Raw genomic sequence first — 19,230 nt, forward strand, 5'->3', positions numbered from 1 at the left:
CTTTTCCTTTGACAGTCGGGCGGTGGGGTCGCGGACGTCTCACTGGTGATCAAACAGGTCGGATATTGATATATCAGTGTTGTCGATAACGGTAGGTCAGCGGTCGAGGTGGGTCAAGGGGGTTGCCCCATGAAGATCCGGCAATGCGGAGTGAGACTGGCTCGGCCAACCTCACTCGCGAGGGGTTTCGTCCCTACTTCTTAGTGAAGTGTGACCCGCTCCGGATCGGCCGGGTGCCACGAGTGGTACTCGATCGATCTGAACCATGCCGTACGCGGCGTAGGTCTGTCGACGTTCGCGAGTGACGCTTAACGTCGCCGAGCCTGCGAGAAGGGTCGCAGTTGGGTGGAAGTTGGCTCGATTCGTGCACATGCGAACACCGGACAGACCCGACAATGTAGCGGGAGCGGTGCAGCGACGACGTCGGTCGCGCCTTTGCACTCATGGGACGGGCCGCACCTTTCCTATGGTCGAGTTCAAGTCCACCGACCGGTGATCACTCCTCCGCGAGGGCTGGGACTCCATGTGGGTTGTAGGAGAACTTTAATCTGGAGAAGCGCCACGTGGGAAAAGCCTGGCGCAATCTGACTTCCGCGCGCCGTCAACCCAATCCACAACGCATCTACTACGATGAATCCATGGCAGAAATTGACGCACAGCCCAAGTCTATTCAGATTCTATATGATTGGTATGTGTCGGGGAAGCTTCTTGTAAACCGGCGCTACCAGAGAAAATTAGTGTGGACGCTTGAAGAAAAAAGAGAACTGATTGAATCGATTCGAAACAACTATCCAATACCCTCCATTCTTCTGGCGGAGATGCCCGGAGGAAGGTACGAAATTATTGACGGTCTTCAGCGTTTATTCTCGATCTTTTCATTTATCGAAACCTCATACTCTACATCCGACGAGAAGTACTTTGACGTAGACGAATTTCCATCTGCAAAGCGTCGCTCCAATGAAGTTGTGTTTGAAAACTTCGAAGCTCTAGATAGGGTTTCTAGAGAAGAAGTTGTCACCATACTCGGGTATAGCGTACCGATATCGATTATGCGCTCCACTACTGAATCTGAGATTAACGAAGTATTTAGGAGAATTAATACTTACGGTCGACAGCTGAGTGATCAGGAACGCAGGCAATCGGGGGTTCAAGACCCTTTCTCTAATATGATTAGGAAGATTGCATCATCTATTAGGGGTGACACGTCTGATGACTTGCTTCCGCTTGAGAAGATGCCGGAAATCAGCGTGGACCTTCCAAAGACTCAGCACGGATACGGAATACAAGCCGATCAAACCTTCTGGGTTTCGGAGGGCATTCTACTCTCGACAGATCTCAGAGATAGTAAGGATGAGCAATGCTTGGCAGACATCGCTGCCTGCATAGTTGGAGGGCAACTGATTGAGAGGTCGAAGGATGCTCTGGATCAAATCTATTCAATAGAAAGTCCTGAGAACGAACGAATCAAGAGTGCGCTGTCGTTTTATGGTGAAGAACGGCTGAAGGAAGAAATCGATCATTGCATCAACGAGATACGAACGGTCACGGCCTTCGGCACCTCCACTAAGATGAGAAATCTTCTCTTCTCAAAGAGGAGTAATAATGGGTTTCCCGCATTATTCACCACGATTGTAATAGCTATTCATCAAGTCTTGATAAACAAGAAGCGAAAGATCTCCGACTACGGTCAGCTTAAAAAGGGTCTGGAAAATCTTGATAAAAGGGTTGAAACGGGGCGTGGGTCGACGACTGTTGACGAAAGGAAGAAGAATATTTCGGCAATCGTCGGGTTGCTTGAGCCCCACACAGTTGAGGCGGACATATCATATGTTTATTCAAACCATTCGGCCGTCGATATTGACAATATTATTCAACGATCGGTTGTCGAAAGTTCGGGGTACGAGTTAAAGCAGGGACTTCTGACGCTATCTCCAAGGAACAGGTGCATCGACCCGGGGATAATTGAAAAGGTGGCGAAGAATATTTGCGCAATCGCAAACAATGGTCCTAGTCACGATGGAACCATTATTATCGGAATTGCGGATAAGAAGGAAGATGCGCAGCAAGTTGAAAAAATTGACGCCGTAAGAGCAAGGGAGGTTGGCCAGAAATATGTCGTAGGAGTATCTAGGGAGGCGAAGTTTCTGGGTAAATCACCGGAGGAGTACTTTACGCTATGGAAAAATGGTATCAGAGATTCTGCGCTTAGTGACCCACTAAAGGCGGATGTTCTCTCAAGTTTCACCTGGAACAACTACTACGGCTACGGGTTGATTGTTGTTATCGTGCCCAAGCAAAAGGCGATTTCGTTCTACGGAGACTATCCCTATATTCGAAGTGGCGACGAACTTCTGGAAGTTAGGATTCCGCGCGAAATCGCAGACGTGAGTTCCCGATTCTCGAAGTAAAGCCCCTAGGTGTTGCTGCGTCAGACCGTCGGGATTTTTCTGCGCCCGTCAACCGAACGCCCGCGACACCCATAGCACCCACGGTCGCGGCGACGTTGCGCTCTCGGAGGCTGGCTGCTCTGGCTTGCCGTGCGATTGTCGTTGCGACTGACGGTCTGAGTGTCGTGAACGTCGCGACCGGTGGTGAGGGACCAAGAGGCATACGTGATGGTCCAGCGATGACGGGAGCACTGAGATCTGTTGATCTGTCGAAGCTCGGGCAGCAGTCGACCGTGGCGTGCGCAAGAATTACAGGCCGAGCCAAGTGCCTATGCGGGCGACGAGGAACCCGCACCTAGGGGCGTCGTTCGGAACGGAGCGGTTACGGCCGGAGGGTCGCGGGCAGTACGCCCTTGAGCGAACTCGTCACGGCCAGTGCCTCGGCGGCCAGGAGGTCGCTCGGCGTGAGAATCCGCTCCCGCATCAACCCGCGGTCGAGCTGCCACGACCGCTCGACACCCGGCAGGCATCCCGACGACAACGGCGGCGTCCACCAGACGCCGTCGATCCGGGCGGCGAGGTTCGCGATCGTGGTCTCGGTGACATGCCCGTGTTCGTTGACGAGCACGACGTCGTCGGCATCGGGATTGCGGTGACGCCTGCGGTCGTAGCGCTCGCGAAGCGTCGTCTTGTGCCCGAGGAGGATGTCGAGGGAGTCGACGGGCTCGTCGTCGAGGACGAGGGACACGCAGGCAGGCGCGACCGGGGGAGCGAAGACGTCGACGTCCACCCCGCCGTCGCGGTGCAGGCGCACCCGGACCCGGGCGGCTCCGGCGCACGACAGCTGGTGCGCGAGGTGGCGCCGGACCTCGCGTTCCCCGAATTCGTATCCGAGCACGGCGGCGGAGTGGGCCAGACGCGACAGGTGACGGTCGAGATGCCGCAAGCCCGTGCCGGGATCGTGATACATCGTCTCCATCAGCTGAACCTCAGCTGCGTCGATCGTCGCGAGCCCCACTGCGGCGGACATGGAAGCGTTCACAGGGCGGAGTCTCGATTCGGCACGTGACTGGAGGTGGCGGGACCACGATATACGAGCGCGCGGTACACCGATAGGGCGTCCACGGTGGCGGCGACGTCGTGGACGCGCAGGATCGCCGCGCCGTTCTGGGCGGCGATGAGGGCGGCGGCGACGGATGCGGCTTGCCGGTGGTCGACATCGCGGCCGGTGATGGCGCCCAGCATGCCTTTGCGGGAGAGTCCGGCCATGACCGGAAGGCCGAGGTCGGCGATCTGCCGGAGTTCGGTGAGCAGTTGAAGGTTGTGGGTGAGGGTCTTGCCGAATCCGAAGCCGGGATCGAGCAGGATGTGCTCACTCGGGATTCCGGCCTCGAGACACGCCTGGAGGCGGGCGACGAGGAATCCCCGGACCTCGTGCACGACGTCCCGGTATCGCGGTGCGACCTGCATCGTCGCCGGATCCCCGAGCATGTGCATCAGGCAGACCGGAACGTGCAGGTCCGCCGCGGCCTGCAGGGCGCCGGGCAGTCGCAGGGCGCGAACGTCGTTGATCATCGACGCACCGGCGGCGACGGCCTCGCGCATCACCTCGGGACGTGAGGTGTCGACCGAGATCGGCACGGACGTGTGCCGGGCGAGCGCCTGGACCACGGGAACCACCCGCTCGACCTCGTCGGACACCGACGGTGGTGTCGATCCGGGCCGGGTCGACTCCCCGCCGACGTCGAGGAGATCGGCACCCTCGGCGACGAGCGACAACCCGTGATCGACCGCCCGTGCGGGATCGCGGTAGCGGCCGCCGTCCGAGAACGAATCCGGGGTCGCGTTGACGATTCCGCAGACCAGGGGAATGTCGCGTGCGAGCGCCCCGAGCAGTCGCTCGGCGCCGGCCGTCGGGGGCGCGTGCAGGATCGAACGTGGGGGCATGGTGCGAACCTCCTTGCAGAGATCGGCCCGGGGTGCGCCGTCATGTCGCCCCCCGGGCCGAGAACTGTCTCGTTACACGGGATCGACGCCGAATTCCTCGGCGGCGTCGATCAGCCACGCCGCGAGATACCGGGCGAATGAGGCCCGTACCAGGATGCGGTAGTCGGTGCCCTGGTCGTCGAGTGCGATGAGGACGACACCGGCGAGGCCGAGCATGGTCTGCACGGCCGATCCCGGTCGGAACACTTTGGGGTGCAGGTCGATCGAGCAGCCCTTGGCCAGGATGTCGCGGGCGTGCGCCCCTGTGAGCCGGAGGGTGGTGCGTTGGGCGGAGACGTCGATGGCGGCGCCGCCGTGCGGGGTGACCGCGGCCCGCAGCGCCCCCTCGAGTTCCTCGGGGGACTGGGATCGTGTGGTGATCAGCCATTCCTGTGGGCCGAGCCAGACCGCGGCGACCGCGCCGTTGTCCACGCGGGTCGACGGTGTGGTGGGCAGGTCGACACCGAGCGCGGTGCCCGCCGCCGCTCCTCCGGGGCCGCTTGGGTCGACCCACAGGTCGACCATCGAGACGAACGGTTCCTCGGTGATGCGCACCGACTCGGGGAGCGCCGAGAACTTCTGGTCCCAGCCGTGCAGGGGGGACAGCGGGGTGAGGGTGTCAGCCATCGCGACGTGCTCCTTCGGGATCGACGAGAACGGAACCGGTGACCTCCACGGCCACCAGGCGGCCGTCCACCGGGACGTGCAGGGTGTCACCGACGCGGGCTCGGCCGCCCTTGACGAGGGCGAGACCGAACGGGCGGCCGAGTTCGGCGCTGAGGTAGCTGGAGGTGACGTGCCCGAGCATCGGGACCGGCGCGGGTGGCAGGTTCCCGTCCAGTACCTCCTCGATGATCTGCGCGCCCTCGGGCAGCACGGTCTGCTTGTCGAGGGGCAGCAGTCCGACGAACTGCTTACGCAGCGGGTTCTGGTTCTCCTGCCGGCTGAAGGAGCGTTTGCCGACGAAGTCGAGTTTCTTCTTCGACACCGCCCAGCTCATTCCGAGATCCTGGGGGGTGACCGTGCCGTCGGTGTCCTGCCCGATGATCGGGTAGCCCTTCTCGGCGCGCAGGACGTGCATGGTCTCGGTGCCGTACGGGGTGATGTCGAACTTGTCGCCGGCGGCGATCAGGCGGGCCCAGACCGCGGGGGCGTGCCAGCCGTTGACGTTGACCTCGTAGGCGAGTTCGCCCGAGAAGCTGACCCGGGCGATGCGCACGTGGACGCCGGCGAGGGTGGTGTCGCGCCAGGCCATGAACGGGAACGCGTCGTTGGTGACGTCGAGGTCGGGGAAGACCTCACCGATCACGTCACGCGATTTCGGTCCGACGACGGGGAACGTCGCCCACTGCTCGGTGACGGAGGTCAGCCGCACCTGCAGGTGGGGCCATTCGGTCTGGAGCCATTCCTCCATCCAGTCGAGGATCTTCGCGGCGCCGCCGGTGGTGGTGAACACCTGGTAGCGGTCGTCGGCCAGGCGCATCACGGTGCCGTCGTCGATGACCATGCCGTCGACGCCGCACATGAGTCCGTAGCGGACCATGCCGACCTTGAGGGTGCTCATCATGTTCGTGTAGAGCATGTCGAGCAGCACCCCGGCGTCGGGTCCCTGGACGTCGATCTTGCCGAGGGTCGAGCCGTCGAGGATGCCGATGCTGCGGCGGACGGCGGCGCATTCGCGGAGCACCGCGGTGTCCATGTCCTCCCCGGGCTGCGGGTAGTAGCGGGGACGCTTCCACTGGCCGACGTCCTCGAACACCGCGCCGCGGCCGACGTGCCAGTCGTGCAGGGCGGTGACCCGTTCGGGGTCGAAGAGGGCGCCGCGACTGCGGCCGGCGAGGGCGGCGAACGCGACCGGGGTGTACGGGGGCCGGAACGTGGTGGTGCCGAGGGTCTCGATCGGGCGGCCGAGGAGTTCGGCGGTGATGCCGGAGGAGATCACACCCGACGTCTTGCCCTGGTCGTGGGCGGTGCCGATGGTCGTGTAGCGCTTGATGTGTTCCATCGACGTCATCCCGGCGCCGACCGCGCGGGCGAGGTCGGCGACCGTCGCGTCGCGCTGGACGTCGACGAACTGGGTGTCCTGTCCCGCGGGGTCGGGCACCCGCCAGAGCACCAGGGGCTTCGTCGTCTCGGGTGCGGCGGAGGCTGCGGTGTCCGTGCGGTTCGGGGTGGGGGCGTCGAAGTCCAACGCGCCCACAATCGCCCGGCCCGCGCGCTCGCCGTCGTGCAGACACCCCGCCAGGTCGAAGATGCCGTTGGCGGAGCCGGCGACGGTGACGCCGTCGAGGTCCTCGCCGGGCACGAACGCGCCGAGGTTCTCCTCGTAGCGGAGCTTGCCGCGGGCCTGGGAGAACAGGTGCACGGCCGGGTTCCAGCCGCCGCTGACGAGCAGTGCGTCGCAGGCGAGCGGGACCGCGGTGCCGGTGTCGTCGCCGCGGGAGGTGACGAGGGCGTGGCTGACCCGGCCGTTGCCGCGGGTGCCGGACACCACGGATCCGGTGCGGACGGGAATCCCGCGCACCTCGCATTCGGCCAGCAGGACGGCGGGGGCGGTGTCGCGGGCCTCGACGATCGCGTTGATGCGGACACCGGCGTCGTGCAGGTCGATCGCCGCCTGGTACGCACTGTCGTTGGTGGTGAACACGACGGCCTGCTCACCGACCTTGACGCCGTAGCGGTGCAGGAAGGTGCGGGCACCGTGGGCGAGCATGATCCCGGGGCGGTCGTTGTCGGTGAACACGACGGGACGCTCGTGCGCACCGGCGGCGACGAGGATGTGCCGGGCCCGGATCCGCCAGACACGCTGGCGGCTCAGGGCGGCCGGGGCCTGGCCACCGAGGTGGTCGGTGCGACGCTCCAGGGCGAGGACGAAGCCGTCGTCGTAGTGGCCGAACGCGGTGGTGCGCTGCAGGTGCAACACGTCCGGGTACGTCGCGAGTTCGGCGACCGCGGCCGCGACCCAGTCGAGAGCGGGAGCGTCGTCGATCAGATCCGTGCTGCCGAGCAGGTCGCCGCCGGCTTCGCTCTGCTCGTCGACGAGGACGACCCGCGCACCGGCCCGGGCTGCGGTGAGCGCGGCGGCGAGACCGGCCGGGCCGGCGCCGGCGACCAGGAGGTCGGTGTGGACGTGTTTGGCGTCGTATTTCGCCGAATCCGGGATGGTCGCGAGACGTCCCTGACCGGGGATGCCGCGGGCGACGAGGCCGTCGAACAACTCGATGGTGGTGGCGAGCAGCATCGGCTCGGGAAACGGCTCCTCGATCTGCACGAGGCCGCCGGTGTCCTCGGCCCAGGCGGCGGTGATGCCGCGGGGGCGGCCGAGCTTGATGCTGGTGGTGACCTGGTGGACGCCGTTCGCGAGCAGCGCCGAACCGAGCGTGTCTCCGGGGTGACCGGTCAGTTCCCGGCCGTCGAACGTGAAGGTGTAGGAGGTGTCGCGGTCGAGGCGACCGCCCTGGCGGGTGCGGAAGGGTGCGTTCACGATATCGTCGGCTTCTGCTCGTCCAAGCGGTACACGCTGTGGAATCGGTAGGTGGCGGTGTCTCGTACGGCGTTGAACCAGCGCCTGCAGCCGGCGCTGTGGTTCCATCGTTCCGCGAACAGACCTTTCGGGTTCGCGCGGAAGAACACGAAGTGCGCCCATTCCTCGTCGGTCAGCGACTGCGGATCTTCCGGGTACACGACGTGGGCTTCGCCGCCGTAGTGGAACTCGGTTTCCTCACGGGACCCGCACCACGGGCATTCGATGAGTTGCATTGTGGCTCCTGGTTAGTGGGCGACGGCCGCAGCGCCGTGCTCGTCGACGAGGGCGCCGGTGACGAACCGGTCGAGGCTGAACGGCGCGATGTATTCGTGCGGTTCGTCGTTCGCGAGGGTGTCCGCGAGGCACCAGCCCAACCCGGGGGTGGCCTTGAAACCGCCGGTGCCCCACCCGCCGTTGAGATACACGTTGTCGTAGGGGGTGCGGCCGACGATCGGGGAGGCGTCGGGGCAGGTGTCGACGATGCCGCCCCAGGTGCGCAGCAGATGCGCCCGGGCGAACACCGGGAACAACTCCACCGCCGCCGCCATCTGGCGTTCGATGATGTGGAACGCGCCGCGCTGGCCGTAGCCGTTGTAGGAGTCGACACCGGCGCCCATCACCAGTTCCCCCTTGTGCGCCTGGGAGACGTACACGTGGATGGCGTTGGACATCACGATCGTCGGGTGCACCGGTTCGAGCAGTTCGGAGACCAGGGCTTGGAGCGGGTGCGACTGCAGGGGGGTGCGGATGCCGAGCATGTCGGTCAGGGTGGAGGTGTGTCCGGCGGCGCAGAGCGCGACCTGCCCGGTGGCGATGTCGCCGCGGGTGGTGCGGACCCCGGTGACCTTGTTGCCGTCGGTGACGAAGCCGGTGACCTCACAGTTCTGGATGATGTCGATGCCGGCCTGGTCGGCGCGGCGGGCGAATCCCCAGGCCACGTAGTCGTGCTTGGCGATCCCGGCCCGCGGCTGGTAGGTGGCGCCGAGCACCGGGTAGCGGATGTCGCTCGAGATGTTCACCAGCGGGCACAGCTTCTTGACCTCGTCGGGTCCGACCCATTCGGCGTCGACGCCGTTGAGTTTGTTGGCCTCGACCCGGCGGACGCTGTCGCGGACGTCCTGGAGGCTGTGCGCGAGGTTGAGGACGCCGCGCTGGCTGAACAGGATCGGGTAGTCGAGGTCCTCCTCGAGGCCCTCCCACAGTTTCAGGGCGTGCTCGTAGATGCGGGTGCTCTCGTCCCACAGGTAGTTCGACCGGATCAACGTGGTGTTGCGGGCCATGTTCCCGCCCGCGAGCCACCCCTTTTCCAGGACGGCGACGTTGGTGATGCCGTGATTCTTGGCGAGGTAGTGGGCGGTGGCGAGGCCGTGGCCGCCGCCGCCGACGATCACGATGTCGTAGGACTTCTTCGGTTCCGGGTTACGCCACAGGAAGTCCGGGTGGTCGGGCAGGTGCGCGCCGGGCGGCTGGGTGGCACTCATCAGTTCGCCTCCGTGAGGTCGGGGTAGAGCGGGAACGCGGCGGCGAGGGTGTCGACCCGGGTGCGCAGGTCGTCGAGTCCGGCCTCGTCGGTGGCGGGGCGCAGCGCGTGGCTGATGATGTCGGCGACCTCGGTGAACGCGGCCTCGTCGAACCCGCGGGTGGCGAGAGCGGGGGTGCCGATCCGCACCCCGGAGGAGATCATCGGCGGTCGGGGATCGAACGGGACGGCGTTGCGGTTGACGGTGATTCCGACTTGGTGCAGCCGGTCCTCGGCCTGCTTGCCGTCGAGTTCGGACTCGCGCAGGTCCACCAGGACCAGGTGGACGTCGGTGCCGCCGGAGACGACGTTGATGCCCGCGGCCCGCGAATCTGCTTGCAGGAGGCGGTCGGCGAGGATCTTCGCGCCGGCCAGGGTGCGCTCCTGGCGTTCGCGGAACTCGGGTTCGGCGGCGAGCTTGAACGAGACGGCCTTGCCGGCGATCACGTGCTCGAGCGGGCCACCCTGCTGTCCGGGGAACACCGAGGAGTTGAACTTCTTCGCCAGCGCCGGGTCGTTGGTGAGGATGACGCCGCCGCGGGGACCACCCAGGGTCTTGTGCGTCGTCGACGTCACCACGTGCGCGTGCGGGACGGGGGAGGGGTGCAGTCCGGCGGCGACCAGTCCGGCGAAGTGCGCCATGTCGACCATCAGGTAGGCGCCGACCTCGTCGGCGATGGCCCGGAACCGGGCGAAGTCGAGTTGGCGGGGGTACGCGGACCAGCCGGCCATGATCAGCTTGGGGCGGTGCTCGCGGGCGAGGCGCTCGACCTCGTCCATGTCCACTCGGTGGTCGTCCTCGCGGACGTGGTAGGCGGCGACGTCGTAGAGCTTGCCGGAGAAGTTCAGCTTCATCCCGTGGGTGAGGTGACCGCCGTGCGCGAGGTCGAGTCCGAGGATGCCGTCGCCGGGCTGCAGCAAAGCGGCCATCGCCGCGGCGTTGGCCTGGGCCCCCGAATGCGGCTGCACGTTCGCGAACCCGGCACCGAACAGGGTGGTCAGGCGGTCGATGGCGAGCTGCTCGATGACGTCGACGTGCTCGCACCCACCGTAGTAGCGGCGTCCGGGGTATCCCTCGGCGTACTTGTTGGTCAGCACCGACCCCTGCGCCTGCATCACCGCGAGCGGGGCGAAGTTCTCACTGGCGATCATCTCCAGGGTGCCCTGCTGGCGCTCCAGTTCGGCCGCGATCGCCTGGTGCACGGCGGGATCGAGATCGGCGAGCGAATGAGTCAGCGTCGGGTTCGCTGCTGCTACCTCGGTGAGGTTTGCGGTGTCCACGGTCATGGTTCGCCTTTCTGGAAGGTCAGTTGAACTGGAACTGATATATCAACTGGAAAGTAGCGTAAGGTCAGTACCGGACAAAGGTCAATAGCTCCGGAGAATCAGGGAGACGGAACATGAGCCTGGCGCATTCATCGGTCGCGGACACGGCATCGAACGGCGGCACCAACGCCGACCGGGCGTACGAGATCGTGCGCGAACGCCTGGTCATGCTCGACATCCGGCCGGGCGAGCCGATCAACGACGACCGCCTCGCCGAGGAACTCGGTTTCGGCCGGACACCCGTGCGGGAAGCGCTCAAGCGCCTCGAGCGGGAACGTCTCGTCATCGCCTACCCCCGTCGCGGCACGTTCGCCACTGCCGTCGACATGACCGACCTCGCCGACATCTCCGAGATCCGCAAGCAGCTCGAACCCACGGCGGCCGCCCGGGCGGCGCGCACGGCGTCGCAGGACGCACGGGCCCGGCTGTCCGCTCTCGCCGACGAGATCGCGGAGATCGACGACAGCGAAGACCCGCGCGACGTCCTGCGCAAGGACGTGCGGGTGCACCGCGAGATCTACCGGGCGTCCGGCAATCCGCACCTCGAAGACATCCTCGTCAGCCTCGACGCCCACGCCACCCGCATCTGGTGCCTCTTCCTCGACCGTCTGCCGGACGTCGCCGCCCACGTCCGCGAGCACGTCGCCCTGCTCCGGGCCATCGTCGACGGCGATGGGGACACCGCGTCCGCGCTCACCCTCGAGCATGTCGCCGGTTTCGAGCAGGCCATCCGCGACCTGCTGTAGGCGCTTCGCGCCCGTGCGTGGTTGACGAGTGCAGAGACTCGTCAACCACGCACAGGCGGCGAAGCCGCCTAACTGAAGACGACCGTCCGGTGACCGTGGAGCAGGACCCGGTTCTCGCAGTGCCAGCGCACGGCCCGGGACAGCGCGAGGGCCTCGGCGTCCTGCCCGACCGTGGCGAGCCGCACCGGGTCGAAGCTGTGGTCGATGCGGATGACTTCCTGCTCGATGATGGGTCCCTCGTCCAGGTCGGGTGTCACGTAGTGGGCGGTGGCGCCGACTTGCTTGACTCCGCGATCGAACGCCTGGTGGTAGGGCTTGGCGCCCTTGAAGCCGGGCAGGAACGAGTGGTGGATGTTGATCGCGCGTCCACGCAGTGCGCGGCACGCGTCGTCCGACAGCACCTGCATGTAGCGGGCGAGCACCACGAGATCTGCGTTGAATTCCTCGACGAGTTCGAGTAGCCGGGCTTCGGCCTCCGGCTTGGTGGTCGGCGTGACGGGGACGTGGACGAACGGCAGGCCGGCGGCCTCGGCCATCGGGCGCAGCACCTCGTGGTTGGAGACGACGGCGACGAGTTCGGCGCCGAGGTTGCCCGCTCGCCAGCGGAAGATGAGGTCGTTGAGGCAGTGGCCCATCTTGGAGACCATCACGATTACGCGGGGTAGGTCGCTGCCGTTGAAGTTGAACGTCATGCCGAATTTCGCAGCGACGCTCCGGAATTCTTCGGTGAGGCGCTCGATGTCGACGTCCTCGGCGGAGATGAACGAGGTGCGAAGGAAGAACGCGTCGCTCCGGGTGTCGTCGAACTGCTGATGTTCGGCGATATCGCAGTTCTGCTCGAAGAGGAAGGAGCTGACGGCGTGAACGATCCCGGGGCGCTGAGCGCAGCTGAGCGTCAGGGTGAAGGTCTGGGTCATGTGGGTCTCCTCTATGCCGGAATCAAATTGAGGTATTAGTCCGAGCAAACTGATATATCAGGATGGGCAATGCTATTTCAGGCGGGACGGGCGGGTCAAGGGCTGGAGACGGAGTCAGACGCCGCTGCGAAATCCGGCGAGCACCGAGTCCGTCCGGGTCTGGGCGTGCTGGGTGGCGGCGGCATCGACGGTGTGGGCGATCAGTAACGCCGTGGTCACCGGTCCCACCCCTCCGGGGACCGGGGTCAGCGCATCGGCCCGACCGTCCACGGCCGCGGCGTCGACGTCGCCGAGCAGTCGGCCGTCCGCGGTGGCCGTGGTTCCCACGTCGATGACGACGGCGCCGTCGGCGACGTGGTCGGCGATGATCAGTCCGGGAATACCGACGGCGACCACGAGGATGTCGGCGTCTCGGGTGCCTGCCGCCAGGTCGGTGGTGTGCCGGTGGCAGACGGTCACCGTCGCGTTGCGCTGCACGAGCATGTGCGCGACGGGACTTCCGACCACCGTCGATCGGCCGACCACTGCGGCGGTCCTGCCGTGCGGGGAGATTCCGTGGTGATCGAGCAGCGCGATCACGGCCTGTGCGGTGGCGGGTGCGAACGCGGGGAGGCGCGCGACGAGACGACCCAGACTGACCGGGTTCGCGCCGTCGACGTCCTTGGCGGGGTTGATCGCCTCCCGGAGTGCGTCCAGGTCGGTGCCGTCCGGCAAGGGGGTCTGCAGGATGATGCCGTGGACGTCCGGGTCGTGGCCGAGTTCGACGAGCGTGCCGTGGAGCTGTCCGGTCGTCGCCGACGCACCGAGATCGACAATGTCGCACAGGATTCCGGTGCGTTTCGCGGCCGCCGCGATGGAACGTACGTACCAGGCCGTCGATTCGTCGTCGGTGGCCAGCACGACTGCCAGCCTGGGCCGGATTCCGAGGTCGGTGAGAGCGGCGGCGGCGACGGACGCGTCGTCTCGGATGGAGGTGGCGAGTTCGGCGCCACCGAGGCTTCTGGTCATGAACTCAGCTGCTTTCGTACTCGTGTGGTGACTGCGTCGGCGCGCTCGACGATCGCGTCGACGCCGGTCAGGCACTCGGTGAGGGACCGGCGGGTGTCCGCATCGGTGATACCGGGCAGGTTCACCTCGATGTTGACCCGGGCGGTGGTGGCGGCGGCGCGGGCGGCCTCGGCAGCGGCCGCGACGTCGCTGACGACGGTGGGGTTCGCCACCGGCAGCAGGACGTCGGCGAGTGCGACGACGTCGCCTGCCGCGACCACCACCTCGGCGGGCACCGCGGCCGCGCCGGCGAGTGCGGTCGCGATCGCCGCCGTGCGCGCCCCCGATTCTTCGTCCGTTTCCCGGGGGAGACGGTAGGCGTCGATGACGGCCGTGAACGCCGCCATGTCGTCGTCGGCGAACTGCAGTGCCTTCTCGCGGAACGCATCTGCGGAGGCGCAGATGCGTTCGACGAGCATCCCGTGGTCGGCGTACTTCTTGCCGGTGGTGTAGCGGGCGACCATCGAGACCAGCGCGGCCGCCTGGCCGAGGTGGAGTGCGGCGGTCGCGCCGCCACCCGGCGCGGGGGTTCGGTCGGCGAGCGAATCCAGGAACCCGGTGATCGTGTCCTGCCGGATGCTCATGACCGGATCTTCTTCATCTCGGGGTCGACGAGCGGTTCGGCCACGACGGTGGCGGGGATGCGCCGCCCGAAATACTCGATCTCCACCGCGGTGTCCACGGTCGCGGTCGCGGGCAGCCAGGCGTAGGCGATCGGCGCCCCGACCGTGTGACCGAATGCGGCACTCGTGACGTACCCGGCGGGCTGTCCGTCGACGAACACCGGTTCGTGGCCCAGGACCACCGACTGCCGATCGTCGATCATCAGGCACGCCAGGCGCCGCTCCACCGTCTCGTCGGAGACGCCGTCGAGGGCGTCACGCCCGCGGAAGTCGCCCTTCTGCAACCGGACCGCGAAACCGAGACCGGCCTCGTACGGGTTGTGCTCGGTCGTCATGTCGGTTCCCCACGAGCGGTAACCCTTCTCCATCCGGAGGCTGTTGAACGCGGCGCGGCCGGCCGCGATGACGTCGTACTTCTGCCCCTCCGCCCACAGCAGATCCCACAGCCGCAGACCGTTGTCGGCGGAGGTGTACAGCTCCCAGCCGAGTTCGCCGACGTACGACAGGCGCATTGCCGTGACGGGCACCCCGCCGATGTGAACCTCTTTCGCGCGGAAGTACTTGAAGTTCTCGTTCGTGAAGTCGTCGGAGCTGAGCGCCTGCACCAGATCCCGGGCGCGGGGGCCCCACAGTCCGATCCCGCACGTGCCGCCGGTGACGTCGCGGATCTGCACACTGCCGTCGTCCGGGGACTGCCGGCGGAAGTAGTCGAGGTCGAGGTTGCCGTTCGCGCCGACCTGGAAGACGGTGTCGGCCATCCGCGTGACGGTGAGGTCGCTGCGCACGCCGCCGGCGTCGTCGAGTGCCAGCGTGTAGGTGACGGATCCGACGGACTTGTCCATCTTGCCGGTCGTCAGCCGATCGAGCAGGGAGAGGGCGCCGGCGCCGGAGATCTCGAGCCGCTTCAGCGGTGTCATGTCGTACATCGCCACCGACGTGCGGGTGCGCCAGGCCTCGGCCGCTGCGATGGGGGAGTGGAACATCGCTGCCCACGGCTCACGGGCCGGTGGCTGCCAGTCGGCCGGAAGGTCCTGCACCAGATGGGCATTGGCCTCGAACCAGTGCGGGCGCTCCCAGCCGGAGCTCTCCAGGAACATGGCGCCGAGTTCCTTCTGGCGCACATGGAACGGGCTCACGCGCAGGTCGCGGGGAGACTCCTTGGGCTGCAGCGGGTGCAGCACGTCGTAGATCTCGACGAAGTTCTGCTGCGAGGTCTCGCTGACGTAGTCGGGCGCGATCTGGATCTCCTCGAAGCGGTGGACGTCGCAGCCGTGGAGTTCGATCTCGGAGCGGCCGTCGACGAGGAGTTGGGCGACCGCGCGGGCGACACCGGCGGAGTGCGTCACCCACACCGCCTCGGCGATCCAGAAACCGGCGACGTCCGGTGACTCGCCGAGCAGGGGGCCGCCGTCCGGGGTGAACGAGAAGACACCGTTGAATCCGGCTTCCAGTTCGGCGGATTCGAGGCAGGGCAGCAGCAGCTTGCTCTGCTCCCACGACGGCGCGAAATCTTCTTCCGTGAACGGCAGCATCGACGGCATGTCGGAGGTGGACACGTCGGTGCTCTCGTCCAGGTCGCGCAGGTTCACCGGCATCGGCCGGTGGGCGTACGTGCCGATGCCGAGGCGGTCGACGTGCTCACGGAAGTACAGGTCCTGGTCCTGATGCCGCAGGATCGGGAAGCCGGCCTCGGCGAGTTCGGTGTTCCGGCCGACGAGTTCGGGGATCTGCTCGGTCTTCGCGTACTGGTGCGCGAGGGGAAGGAGCGGGACGTCCATCCCGACCATCGCGCCGACGTCGGGACCCCAGAAGCCGGCGCAGGACACCACGATGTCTGCGGGAATAACACCGTCCGGGGTGGCGACACCGGTGACCTTGCCGCCGCGTTGCTCGATGCCGATCACCTTCGTCGAGCCCTGGAACACGGCGCCGCGGGATTCGGCGCGCCGGGCCAGCGCGACGACGGCACGGGACGCCTTGGCGAGGCCGTCGGTCTCCACGTGCAGCCCGCCGAGGACCCGCTTCTCGTCCAGCAGCGGGTGCAGCTTCGCGCACTCGGCCGGGTCGAGGACGGTGCCCTCGATGCCCCAGGACGTCGCCCATCCCTGCTTGCGGTGCAGATCGGCGAGGCGCTCGGGGGTGGTGGCCACCTCGAGTCCGCCGAGTTGGTTGAAGCACCATGCGCCGTCCACGTCGAGTCCGACGAATTTCTCGACCGTGTACCGGGCGAACTCGGTCATGGTCTTGGACGCGTTCGTCTGGAACACCAGGCCCGGTGCGTGCGACGTGGATCCTCCGGTGAGCGGCAGCGGTCCCTGATCGAGGACCGTGATCCGATCCCAGCCGCGAGCGGTGAGCTCGTCGGCCAGATTCGCGCCGACGATGCCGGCTCCGATGATCACTACGCGCGGTGACCCCATGATGGTCCTCCTGGTTCGGTGGGTGCCTGTGTGTGGCGAAGTACGGGTGCTGCCGCTGTCGCGGCGGGCGGGAGATTCGATGTTCGGTGCGGGCTCGGACGGCGCCGGAGAGAACTGTGAATTGCGAAACGGATCGGGCTGATCGGATCCGTTATCGGCAACTGATATATCAACACATTAAGTCCGGAAGAGTAAGGGGGTCAACCCTGAATTGCGGGTATCTCCTTGATGATCGAGTAGATAATCGGCGAATATTCCCCGTTTTGCCGTGGAAATGCGTACTGTGCCGGCCGGCACAGGCGCCGAAGGGGGAACGGATGGAGATAACCGTCGCACGGTGATGTCGCCTATCCTGAAGTCGCGATGACTGAATTGGACGATAACTCGAATGGAGATCGGAGCCGGCCGGCCGGCGCTGTGCAGTCAGTGGACCGTGCTCTGGCGGTACTCGAAATCCTCGCCAGGCTCGGCACCGCCGGCGTCACGGAAATCGCCGAGGAGCTGGGCGTCCACAAGTCGACCGCGTCGCGCCTCGTCGCTGTCCTGGATTCGCGGGGTTACGTCTCCCAGTTGAAGAGCCGGGGGAAGTTCCAGCTCGGGAATTCGATCGTCCGTCTGGCGCGCACCGCGACGCCGGACGGCGATCTGGTGCGGCAGAGTCAGGAATTGTGTGCCGAACTGGCGGAAACTGTCGGCGAGAGCGTCAATGTGTCGATACTCGACGGCAATCGCTCGGTGAGCATCGTCAAAGCGGACGGCCCGTCCGGCGTCGGTACCAATACGTGGGTGGGGCAGAGCAGCCCGGCACACGCGACGGCGAGCGGAAAACTGTTGCTGACGGAATTGTCCGACAGTGAAATCTCGGAGCGGGTGGGAGAGAGTCCGATCGCTCTCACGTCCGAAACTCTCACCGATGTGCCTGCCCTCGTGGAATCGCTGAATTCCATCCGCGAACGGGGCTGGGCGGAGTCCGAGGAGGAACTCGAACTCGGATTGAACGCGGTGTCCGTCCCGATCCGTGATTACACATCGAAAATGATTGCGGCTCTGAGTGTGTCCGGCCCCGCCTACCGACTGCTGCCGGAACGGTTCGAGGACGTCGCACGCGCCGCGCTCGACACGTCCCATCGGATCAGCAACCGCCTGGGCTACGCCGTCACGTAGCGCCGGCATCAGGCCCGCGACCTGGCGAGTTGCTTCTTGTACCGGGTGAACAGCCGGGGATTGTTCATCGCGAAGACGCCGACGGTATCGCCGTCCCTGTCGTAGGTGGCGACGAACGTGCCGGTGCCGGGGTCGCCGTCGACGAAGCGGACCTCGTCGGTGCTGTGCCTCGTTCCGGCGAACTGCAGCATCTTGCCGTACTGGTGGGACCAGAAGTACGGGATCGCGACGGGGCCGGACGGTGTAGCCATGATGGTGTCGGCCACCGTGGCCGCCTGGGCGACGGCGTTGCTCCAGTGCTCGCTCCGGTGATGGATCTGGTGGGCGTCGTCGAAAGTTCGTGCGCAGTCGCCGATCGCGTACACCCCGGGGAGGTTCGTCCGGCACGACGAGTCGGTGAGGAAGCCGTCGTCGATCATCAGTTCCGAATCGCACGCCCATTCGACGTTGGGGACGGCCCCGATTCCGACCACCACGACGTCCGCGGGCAGGACCGTTCCGTCGCTGAGCCGGACGGCCTCGACCGCGTCGTCGCCGAGCAGTGCGTCGACGACCGACCCGGTGAGAAGCCGGACGCCGTGTGCGGCGTGCTGTCCTGCGCAGATCGCCCCGAGTTCGATGCCGAGCGGACCCGCCAGGGGTGTCGGCGAGGCCTCGACGACCGTGACGTGCAGGCTCATTCCGGCCGCGCTGGAGGCCACCTCGGCTCCGATGAAACCGGCTCCCACGATCACGAGATTCCGCGCTCGTGACAGCGATTCCCGCAGTGCGCGTGCGTCGTCGACAGATCTGAGCGTGTGCACGCCGGCGAGACCGAGGTGCCCGGGCAGGGTTCGGGCGCGCGCGCCGGTCGCGACGACCACGGCCTCGGCGTCGAGGTGGGACCCGTCGTCGAACATGACGCGGTGGAGCCCGTCGGGGGAGCGGACGAGGCCGGTGGCGGTGCTGTTCATCCGCCATTCGACGTCGAGGGTGTCGTCGTCGCTGTTCATCAACAGCAGGTCCTCGTCCGTCATGCCTCCGGTGAGGAATTCCTTGGACAGCGGTGGTCGGTCGTAGGGCAGTGATGGCTCGCTGCCCGCCACGACGAGGCGGCCGGTGTATCCCTGCTCGCGCAGCGCGCGGACAGCCGACAGTCCGGCGAGTGAAGCGCCTAGTACCACAATGGAATTCGGGACAGTGCTCATCGGGCGTCGCCCTTCTGTTCGAGGTGGAGCAGCACGGTGCCGTCGACGATCGACACGTCGTGGGTGCGGACTGCGATCTTGGCCGGCGGACCGGACGGCACGCCGGTGCGGAGGTCGAAGCATGCCTCGTGGAGCGGACACTCCACCGTGCAGCCCTCGACCCAGCCATCGGCGAGGGAGGCGTCCTGATGGGTGCAGGTGTCGTCGATGGCATACAGACCGTCGGAGGTGTGGAAGACGGAGATGGGAGCCATTCCCGGCGGCGTGACCGTGACTACTTCGCCCACGGGCAGGGTGACGAGCTCGCACACGGCGAACGGTGTGGTGCCGGGGTGGATCACAACTGGGGAATCGTTATCGAGAATCACTCGATACCTCCGGA

The 19,230-nt window shown here is 66.0% G+C and carries 16 protein-coding genes; 3 read left to right on the forward strand and 13 right to left on the reverse strand.

What is annotated here, in order from left to right; genetic code table 11:
* Positions 1–638 precede the first annotated feature (638 nt).
* Positions 639–2,408, forward strand: a complete 1,770-nt coding sequence (locus JWS13_RS36480; RefSeq protein ID WP_206010197.1) for a DUF262 domain-containing protein — start codon at positions 639–641, stop codon at positions 2,406–2,408.
* A 361-nt stretch (positions 2,409–2,769) separates the two neighbouring features.
* Here JWS13_RS36480 and JWS13_RS36485 read toward each other — a convergent pair whose 3' ends face one another.
* The 7 genes from JWS13_RS36485 to glyA all read right to left on the reverse strand — a co-directional run bounded on the left by JWS13_RS36485 (position 2,770) and on the right by glyA (position 10,705).
* The gene (locus JWS13_RS36485; protein WP_206010198.1) at positions 2,770–3,429 is read right to left on the reverse strand and encodes an aminotransferase class IV; all 660 of its coding nucleotides are present in this window, start codon (positions 3,427–3,429) and stop codon (positions 2,770–2,772) included.
* On the reverse strand, positions 3,426–4,334 hold the full coding sequence (gene folP / locus JWS13_RS36490) for a dihydropteroate synthase (RefSeq protein ID WP_206010199.1): 909 nt from the start codon (positions 4,332–4,334) through the stop codon (positions 3,426–3,428). Before folP ends, JWS13_RS36485 begins: the two co-directional genes overlap by 4 nt.
* A 72-nt stretch (positions 4,335–4,406) precedes the next feature.
* Entirely contained in the window at positions 4,407–5,000 is a 594-nt protein-coding gene (locus tag JWS13_RS36495; RefSeq protein ID WP_206010200.1) for a sarcosine oxidase subunit gamma, read from the reverse strand.
* A complete protein-coding gene (locus tag JWS13_RS36500) occupies positions 4,993–7,857 on the reverse strand; it encodes a 2Fe-2S iron-sulfur cluster-binding protein (protein ID WP_206010201.1) in 2,865 nt (954 codons plus the stop codon). Before JWS13_RS36500 ends, JWS13_RS36495 begins: the two co-directional genes overlap by 8 nt.
* Positions 7,854–8,132 carry a sarcosine oxidase subunit delta gene (locus JWS13_RS36505; RefSeq protein ID WP_124389817.1) on the reverse strand — a complete coding sequence of 93 codons (279 nt, stop codon included), beginning with the start codon at positions 8,130–8,132 and terminating at the stop codon, positions 7,854–7,856. The genes JWS13_RS36500 and JWS13_RS36505 overlap by 4 nt, the downstream gene beginning before the upstream one ends.
* A 12-nt stretch (positions 8,133–8,144) precedes the next feature.
* Positions 8,145–9,380: a sarcosine oxidase subunit beta family protein gene (locus JWS13_RS36510; protein ID WP_206010202.1), complete on the reverse strand. Its 1,236-nt coding sequence runs from the start codon at positions 9,378–9,380 to the stop codon at positions 8,145–8,147.
* Positions 9,380–10,705: a serine hydroxymethyltransferase gene (gene glyA / locus JWS13_RS36515; protein ID WP_206010203.1), complete on the reverse strand. Its 1,326-nt coding sequence runs from the start codon at positions 10,703–10,705 to the stop codon at positions 9,380–9,382. The genes JWS13_RS36510 and glyA overlap by 1 nt, the downstream gene beginning before the upstream one ends.
* A gap of 113 nt (positions 10,706–10,818) precedes the next feature.
* Here glyA and JWS13_RS36520 point away from each other — a divergent pair, with 113 nt between their 5' ends.
* Positions 10,819–11,490 (forward strand): GntR family transcriptional regulator, encoded by a 672-nt coding sequence (locus JWS13_RS36520; RefSeq protein WP_160098199.1) that lies wholly within the window; start codon positions 10,819–10,821, stop codon positions 11,488–11,490.
* Between the two features lie 68 nt (positions 11,491–11,558).
* Here the strand turns inward: JWS13_RS36520 and purU are convergent, their stop codons facing one another.
* The 4 genes from purU to JWS13_RS36540 form a co-directional block, all read right to left on the reverse strand.
* Positions 11,559–12,407: a formyltetrahydrofolate deformylase gene (gene purU, locus JWS13_RS36525; RefSeq protein ID WP_206010204.1), complete on the reverse strand. Its 849-nt coding sequence runs from the start codon at positions 12,405–12,407 to the stop codon at positions 11,559–11,561.
* A 114-nt stretch (positions 12,408–12,521) separates the two neighbouring features.
* Positions 12,522–13,415: a bifunctional 5,10-methylenetetrahydrofolate dehydrogenase/5,10-methenyltetrahydrofolate cyclohydrolase gene (locus JWS13_RS36530; RefSeq protein ID WP_206010205.1), complete on the reverse strand. Its 894-nt coding sequence runs from the start codon at positions 13,413–13,415 to the stop codon at positions 12,522–12,524.
* Positions 13,412–14,038: a cyclodeaminase/cyclohydrolase family protein gene (locus JWS13_RS36535; RefSeq protein ID WP_206010206.1), complete on the reverse strand. Its 627-nt coding sequence runs from the start codon at positions 14,036–14,038 to the stop codon at positions 13,412–13,414. The genes JWS13_RS36530 and JWS13_RS36535 overlap by 4 nt, the downstream gene beginning before the upstream one ends.
* Complete coding sequence (locus JWS13_RS36540; RefSeq protein ID WP_206010207.1) at positions 14,035–16,497, reverse strand: GcvT family protein; 2,463 nt, start codon at positions 16,495–16,497, stop codon at positions 14,035–14,037. The genes JWS13_RS36535 and JWS13_RS36540 overlap by 4 nt, the downstream gene beginning before the upstream one ends.
* Positions 16,498–16,860: 363 nt before the next feature.
* On the opposite strand from JWS13_RS36540, the gene JWS13_RS36545 reads away from it, so the two are divergent.
* Positions 16,861–17,661 carry an IclR family transcriptional regulator gene (locus JWS13_RS36545; protein ID WP_206010208.1) on the forward strand — a complete coding sequence of 267 codons (801 nt, stop codon included), beginning with the start codon at positions 16,861–16,863 and terminating at the stop codon, positions 17,659–17,661.
* Positions 17,662–17,669: 8 nt separating this feature from the next.
* Here JWS13_RS36545 and JWS13_RS36550 read toward each other — a convergent pair whose 3' ends face one another.
* Complete coding sequence (locus tag JWS13_RS36550; RefSeq protein WP_206010209.1) at positions 17,670–18,848, reverse strand: NAD(P)/FAD-dependent oxidoreductase; 1,179 nt, start codon at positions 18,846–18,848, stop codon at positions 17,670–17,672.
* Positions 18,845–19,189, reverse strand: coding sequence for a bifunctional 3-phenylpropionate/cinnamic acid dioxygenase ferredoxin subunit (locus JWS13_RS36555; RefSeq protein ID WP_206011878.1), 345 nt, complete (start codon positions 19,187–19,189; stop codon positions 18,845–18,847). Before JWS13_RS36555 ends, JWS13_RS36550 begins: the two co-directional genes overlap by 4 nt.
* Between the last annotated feature and the right edge of the window lie 41 nt (positions 19,190–19,230).

It is taken from the genome of Rhodococcus pseudokoreensis (assembly GCF_017068395.1).
GTDB lineage: Bacteria > Actinomycetota > Actinomycetes > Mycobacteriales > Mycobacteriaceae > Rhodococcus_F > Rhodococcus_F pseudokoreensis.

Excerpts from the sequence above, each read along its gene's own strand:
- JWS13_RS36520 (WP_160098199.1), top strand. The coding sequence starts at position 10,819 with ATGAGCCTGGCGCATTCATCGGTCGCGGACACGGCATCGAACGGCGGC.
- JWS13_RS36480 (WP_206010197.1), top strand. The coding sequence starts at position 639 with ATGGCAGAAATTGACGCACAGCCCAAGTCTATTCAGATTCTATATGAT.
- JWS13_RS36545 (WP_206010208.1), top strand. The coding sequence starts at position 16,861 with ATGACTGAATTGGACGATAACTCGAATGGAGATCGGAGCCGGCCGGCC.
- JWS13_RS36495 (WP_206010200.1), bottom strand. The coding sequence starts at position 5,000 with ATGGCTGACACCCTCACCCCGCTGTCCCCCCTGCACGGCTGGGACCAG.
- purU (WP_206010204.1), bottom strand. The coding sequence starts at position 12,407 with ATGACCCAGACCTTCACCCTGACGCTCAGCTGCGCTCAGCGCCCCGGG.
- JWS13_RS36505 (WP_124389817.1), bottom strand. The coding sequence starts at position 8,132 with ATGCAACTCATCGAATGCCCGTGGTGCGGGTCCCGTGAGGAAACCGAG.
- JWS13_RS36530 (WP_206010205.1), bottom strand. The coding sequence starts at position 13,415 with ATGACCAGAAGCCTCGGTGGCGCCGAACTCGCCACCTCCATCCGAGAC.
- folP (WP_206010199.1), bottom strand. The coding sequence starts at position 4,334 with ATGCCCCCACGTTCGATCCTGCACGCGCCCCCGACGGCCGGCGCCGAG.
- JWS13_RS36535 (WP_206010206.1), bottom strand. The coding sequence starts at position 14,038 with ATGAGCATCCGGCAGGACACGATCACCGGGTTCCTGGATTCGCTCGCC.
- JWS13_RS36550 (WP_206010209.1), bottom strand. The coding sequence starts at position 18,848 with ATGAGCACTGTCCCGAATTCCATTGTGGTACTAGGCGCTTCACTCGCC.
- JWS13_RS36540 (WP_206010207.1), bottom strand. The coding sequence starts at position 16,497 with ATGGGGTCACCGCGCGTAGTGATCATCGGAGCCGGCATCGTCGGCGCG.
- glyA (WP_206010203.1), bottom strand. The coding sequence starts at position 10,705 with ATGACCGTGGACACCGCAAACCTCACCGAGGTAGCAGCAGCGAACCCG.
- JWS13_RS36510 (WP_206010202.1), bottom strand. The coding sequence starts at position 9,380 with ATGAGTGCCACCCAGCCGCCCGGCGCGCACCTGCCCGACCACCCGGAC.